This window comes from Arthrobacter sp. H14 (genome assembly GCF_000520495.1).
Taxonomy (GTDB): Bacteria; Actinomycetota; Actinomycetes; order Actinomycetales; family Micrococcaceae; genus Arthrobacter_C.
This window is the reverse complement of sequence record NZ_KI914672.1, coordinates 2,523-8,555: the sequence shown is the minus strand read 5'-3', so window position 1 is coordinate 8,555 and position 6,033 is coordinate 2,523. Positions and strand designations below refer to the sequence as shown.

The 6,033-nt window shown below is 60.7% G+C and carries 5 protein-coding genes; 2 read left to right on the top strand and 3 right to left on the bottom strand.

The annotated features are described in order from the left end of the window. Nucleotides 1-911, top strand: a 911-nt coding sequence (locus tag Y707_RS26755) for a sensor histidine kinase (RefSeq protein ID WP_162150234.1), incomplete at its 5' end; no start/stop codon positions are given. Between the two features lie 159 nt (nucleotides 912-1,070). Here Y707_RS26755 and Y707_RS0116050 read toward each other — a convergent pair. Next, nucleotides 1,071-1,346 carry a hypothetical protein gene (locus Y707_RS0116050; protein WP_026535836.1) on the bottom strand — a complete coding sequence of 92 codons (276 nt, stop codon included), beginning with the start codon at nucleotides 1,344-1,346 and terminating at the stop codon, nucleotides 1,071-1,073. A 560-nt stretch (nucleotides 1,347-1,906) separates the two neighbouring features. Then, on the bottom strand, nucleotides 1,907-2,242 hold the full coding sequence (locus Y707_RS26750; RefSeq protein ID WP_051442106.1) for a hypothetical protein: 336 nt from the start codon (nucleotides 2,240-2,242) through the stop codon (nucleotides 1,907-1,909). A gap of 314 nt (nucleotides 2,243-2,556) precedes the next feature. Between Y707_RS26750 and Y707_RS0116040 the strand changes: the two genes are divergently transcribed. Beyond that, nucleotides 2,557-3,075, top strand: coding sequence for a hypothetical protein (locus Y707_RS0116040; RefSeq protein WP_026535835.1), 519 nt, complete (start codon nucleotides 2,557-2,559; stop codon nucleotides 3,073-3,075). A gap of 179 nt (nucleotides 3,076-3,254) precedes the next feature. Here the strand turns inward: Y707_RS0116040 and Y707_RS26745 are convergent, their stop codons facing one another. Then, entirely contained in the window at nucleotides 3,255-5,093 is a 1,839-nt protein-coding gene (locus tag Y707_RS26745) for a S8 family serine peptidase (RefSeq protein ID WP_162150233.1), read from the bottom strand. Nucleotides 5,094-6,033: the final 940 nt, after the last annotated feature.

Here is a 6,033-nt window from a genome sequence, read left to right as displayed (position 1 = left end):
CCGGCCGGTCCGGCCCTCTCCCGCTCCAGGAACATCCCCTCAACAGGGCAGCCAGAGGTGAATCCTACTCAAATTATCTACTGTGGGTTGGCGGTGACGAAGACCGGCGGGCGGTCACGGCCACGGCACGCACCTTCAGTGACCCCGATAATGACCGTGCTGGCGGATCTGTCATTGTCCTTACTGATGTCACTGACCTGGTTAACGCCCTAAAGGCCAGGGACGACTTCATCTCAACGCTCGCCCACGAACTGCAGACACCACTGACGTCAATCCTCGGCCACCTCGACCTTGTCCTCGAAGACGAAAATGAGATATCCCCCCAAGCGAGGGAGTATCTCCACGTCGGCGGCAGCAGCGCCGAACGGTTGCTGACACTCGTTTCGGAGATCCTCGACACCGCTTCCGGTTCCCCGGCAGTCCGCCCCCGCCCGGCCGACGTGGCCGCAATAATAGGAACGAGAGTCACCTCAATATCAGCGCCCGCGCAAAAGGCCGGAATCACTCTTGTCCAGGATGTCCCGGACAGCCTTCCGGCAAGTGTAGATCCGTTAAGGATCGGGCAGGTGCTGGACAACCTGATATCAAACGCGATTAAGTACTCTCCCGACGGCGGCACAGTCACCGTGCGCGCCTCCAAGACAGATGGATGCATCCAGCTCGAAGTCGAAGACCAGGGAATAGGCATCAGCGAATCGGAAGTCAGCCAGATATTCTCCAAATTCTTCCGCAGCAGCTCCATGGGCACGACGAAGATTCCCGGCACCGGGCTGGGACTCTCCATTGCGAAAATGATCGTCGAAAACCACCACGGAACCATCTCATGCACCAGCGAACCCGGCGCCGGCACAAAATTCACCGTAAAACTCCCCAACGGCCTGCCCCTGGCACATCCAGGCCAAGACAGATAAGCGCGATGTAAGCCGCAAAAGAAAGCGACCGCTTTCTCCCGCCATCACCAGATAGAAACCCCCACCCCGGCCGGAGCCTTCGAAGACGCCCCATAAGGGGGTCTACGCTTTTCCTACCGACCATCAGCCTGAAACGGTGACCACCACCGCCGGGCACTGTCAGATGCTTCCGCAGCCAGTAAAAAGACCGGCAGGACCGGTGAAGGAAATTGGGGGGAAAACTTCACGGGCCCTGCCGGCCATATCGGCGACCCGGCATATACCGACTCCACCTTCGCTCTCGTCCCCATAAAGGAAAAGACGGGCAACGCGGCTAAATCTATCCTTAACCGCCATCCTCGTCCAGCCAGCCGCCATGCTGGACTTGCAACCACCGGCTGCGATCAGCGACCCGGTGCCCAGGCCGAAGAGACTGACAAAGGACATTTCCATCATTGATAACACCACCTGCACGAGGTGTGATGGCGAGAGGCTGTCCGGCCATCAGACCATGCAGGATCGGCCGTTACCCCGCAGATGCAACGGGTAACGCCGAGAATGAGGCGGCGGCGATTATGTAAGCTGTGCCCGTCATGGTCGGCTCCCCCATTCGACCGTGGCAGCGGTCGCGGGATGGCTTTATGGTCTCTGTCCCGTGGCCGCATCTATCCGTGAGCCGGGTCGCGCCGTCTCCAGTTTCCTATCATCCTCACGGCGGACGATTATCCTCATCAGAGTGGAGCAGCAGGATCCCCCGCGGGGCAGGACGGTGCATCGGAGCCGCCGCCCTTCCCCTGCCACAACGACGTGGAGGATCCGCGATTGCACCAATACTGGTTTATTCGGACAAGCACCAGCTTGTGTCGACGGTTCAGCGTCCGGTTCTGCGAAAAAGTGTGAAGGCCCGGTCCCTGGCCCAAGCTGACCTGGTGACGAGAGTGTCAGAACAACCGTGTGTCCGGCGTAGATCACAGGCCCACCCGAATTCCCGCACCGAATCGAGGTATCTACCTTCTTCAAACAAGCGCCTGCCAACCTGGTACCGCACGCCGGCCTCCCTCACCGGGGGTACGCGCAAGCTGGAGCGCCTCCTCCTGCAGGCTGGCGGCGCCGGCCCAATAGAACTGGCGCAGGCGCACATAGCCAAGCAGGAGCAAAGGGCCAAACCTGTTATCCGCCTCCCGCAGGATCGCATCGCCTTCATCCGATGCCTCTGCCACCCGGCCCAATGTTGCCAGCATCCACACCCGCTCCATCGGCGCCGCCTCAGCCAGCCCGGCGACCATGGCATCCCGGTCCAGCACCTCCTCACGCAATGTCAGTGGATCCGTACGCCAGATCTCCTCAACCACAAACGCTGCCCCTTCCGCAATTCCCGCTGATGCCCCGCACCCAGGATGAACTAAACATTTCGACCAGCTCTTCCATACACCGCTGCCCCGCGGTGTGACGCCACCGGCATTTCGTCGCTGACTCACTGTGGAGCACTCCGGTCCCCGGTCCCTACTTGCTGACCAGATTATGTCAGAAAGAGGGCAGCCGGTGAATGGCACAAAGTGGCGATGAACGCCTATGAAAATGCTCAGCATAGGAGCAAACTGGATATCAGGAGCCTTTTCGGCGTTTTCTTTCAAAAGGGCCCCGTTGGGGACTACAAGGGGACCGCATGCCGCACGACTTCGAAGACCAGGACCACAAGAGCTTCATCAGCCTCAAGGACAGCCGCCCCTTCGATGCGGCCGACGTGTCAGGCAGCAGCGGCAGCGGAACAGTTATCTCCCAAGCTGCATTGAGCCTGCATGCATACGCCACGGTAACCAGTCTCTGTGAAGGAAATTTCGGTTACGTTCCCGACAACTACCTGAGCAGTATTCACGCCGAAACGGACCTCACGGCCTTGGAACTTGTAATGGCGGGGCTATGGGAACGTGCCGCGAACGGCTACCTGATCCAAGACCCACGCATGCTGGAACTGGCAGTCCAAGCCGACAAGCACGTCCGGCAAAGCCACCAGCTCGAGAACCACCGCGCCAACCATACTGATTGCGGCGTTCACATAACGAAGCGTCCGGTGCGGGTTTATGGTATCTCTCAGTCGCTGGCAGACAAGCTTGTACTGATCCTGCCTGGACGGAAGCAGCGATACAGCCGCCGCTTCAGGATTCGCCTGTTCAGAGACCGATAACGGCCCGGTGCCGTCAGTGCCGCCGGATCCGGAATGGCGCCCTCCCGGCGCACCCCGGAACCCCAGCGGGTGGTTGCGGGTTTACCTTGTCGACAGCCCCTCGCGCTGGTGGAAACCGGGCAGGACCGGCAGTAGCACCATCAGGGGGGCCGGTGGTGCTTGACGGGCGGAGAGGTGTCTTAGTACCGAACGGTGACGATATTGGATTTAGCAGAGGCGGGGCTGCTGCCAATCTTGTTGGTGGCAGTGAGCGTGAATGCGTACGCCTTACCAGCTCTCAAACCCGTGATCTTCACGCTGGTTGCGGCTCCTGAGATTTTTACGCTTCCGATTTTCCTGGTCCCCGAGTAGGCCGTGACAGTTTGGCTGGTCAGGGCCGATCCGCCGTCGCTGCCCTTGGTCCAGTACAGTGACGCTGATTTACTGCCCGCAGTTGCTTTTACATTCCTTGGGGCGGACGGAGCCTTTGCCGCCGGAGCGGCCGCAGTGATGATATTGGATTTTGTGGAGGCGGGGCTGCTGCCGATGTTGTTGATGGCGGTGACGGTGAAAGCGTACGCCTTACCAGCTCTCAAACCGGTGATCTTCACGCTGGTTGCAGAGGCTGATACCGCCACATTACCGACTTTCTGCGTGCCCGAGTGCACACCGATCCTTTGGCCGGTTAGGGCTGATCCGCCGTCACTGCCCTTGGTCCAGGCCAATCTGGCCGACGTTACCCCGGCGGTCGCTTTGACATTGGTTGGTGCAGTCGGGCGTGTAGCAGCCGGGGCAGCAGCGACAGGCGCATCGCCGGTAGGGGCATAGAGGAGGCGGTTGGGGGTTCCGGCGCCGGCGGAGGACACTGCGCCGGTGGTGGCGGCGTTGTTCAGGGTTGCCGCAACCTGTGCGGGGGTCAGTGCCGGCTGTTGGCTGAGCAAGATCGCCGCCGCGCCGGCCGTATGTGGTGCCGCCATCGAGGTTCCTGACATGGAAGCGGTTGATGTGGTGGAGGTGTAGGAGCTCGACGTAATGTTCACGCCGGGGGCGTAAAGATCAACACAGCTTCCGAAGTTGGAGAAGGAAGCCTGCCGATCGGAGGAATCGCTCGCCGCTACGGTCAAGGCTGCCGGCAGCCTTGCCGGAGACGCTGTACAGGCATCGACAGCGGAGTTACCGGCGGCGGCTACTGCCGTCACGCCGTCGTTGATAACGCCCTGAAGTGCTGCGTCGATCGTGGAGCTCGCAGCACCGCCCAGACTGAGATTAACCACGGCGGGGACTCCTGCAGCATGGTGACCCGCTACCCAGTCCAAGCCGGCAACCACATCAGACATATAGCCCGAACCGGTGCACCCGAAGACCCGTACGGGGACAATGGTCGCGGATTTGGCCACACCATAAGTTTTGCCGGCGATGGTGCCGGCAACATGGGTCCCGTGCCCATTGCAATCGCTTGTGCCCCTGCCGTCGGAGACAGCAGACCATCCCGGGGCGACCCGCCCACCGAAATCGACATGGGAGCTGAGCACACCGCTGTCCACCACGTAAGCGTTGACTCCTGATCCGGTGGCAGCCGAAGTGTATGAGCCCGAAAGCGGCAGTGAATGCTGATCGATACGGTCCAACCCCCAAGGTGCCGGCTTCTGCATGGAAGAAACACTCATCGGAGCATCAATTTCAACGGCCGCCACCCGTGGCGACCCCGCCACAGCCTTCGCCTCCGCCGGCGTGGCGGTGACAACGGCGGCGCGCACCGCTTTTGAGAACGTCCGGCCTACTCCAATCCCCTTACCGCGCAGGGCGACTGCCGCGGCTGCAATACCAGTGCCGGGAGTGTAACGGACAATATACCGGGCGTCCTTGCCATCCCCAGTCGCCGCCACGGGCGGCGGCTGGGGCGGCGCCGCGGAGGCAGCCGGCGCCACACCAGAGAACACCGTAGCGGACAGGACAGTGACGACGACAAAACGCGCGATAGCTGACAACGTGGGTCCGTTCAATTCAGGCGGGAGGTCTACAACATGACCGTCAGACATTGACTTGCCCTGACCGTTCAAAATTAGCAAGGCAAAGAAGCTGGACGGGCTTCCTTAGGTCGATCCTGCGGCAAGCCTTGCCAACATGCGCGTTTCCTGCTCAAACCTTGTACACACCCCATCCAGAACGGATTGGTCGCCGCACGGTTCTTTCAGCCGATGCTGCTCCCGTAGAGCGGGAATAAGCAGTAACCGACAAGCCCCTCATCACCAATGCGTGTCCTCACCGCGCTCGGCGGGTTTATCCTCGGTGCCAGTCCTGGGCTGGCCTGTTTTTGCCGATGTTTACCCGATCTTCCCGTAAGGGTACTTGCCCTTCGGACCTGCCATGCTGGCCGCCACACTGACCGTGTTGCTGACTCAGCAGTTTGTTTCAGCCTCTCCCGCCTCATTTTTCACCCGGACGAAACGACCCGCAAACCCGGAATGCCGCGGAGCAGGTATTTCCTGATCAAAAACTTCAACTGCCTTGTAAATAATCGGCCAGATACCTTGGACTCAGTGCCGCATAGTTATTCCAGGACAAACACCGGCCAAGAAGCAGAAACGGAATAACTATTGACTCACGCCACCGGACACGGACGCCGCCGGGCAACCCGCTCCATCGCCTCTTCCCCGCGGTCTCATGGCGCACACAGCGACCGGAGATACGCCAGCCGCCAGGCAGGACGGGCAAAGAAAGCTTCTATCGCTGCAGTTGGGATCAGCCTTATCGCCACCGTCCTGATCCCCGGCACCGACACCTCATCCACATATCCGGAAGTGCCAACGGTCATACGTGCCGCAGCAACCACCCGCCCGGCTGTTAATGTTCCTTCGACCACGAAACCCGATTTCAGCCGCCCATCTGTTTCCAGCTTCCCAGCCCCTGAACCAGCCCCCACCGTCGTGACCGCAGGAAAAACCGTCCAGGACCGGACAGCAACGGCAGGACCGCAGA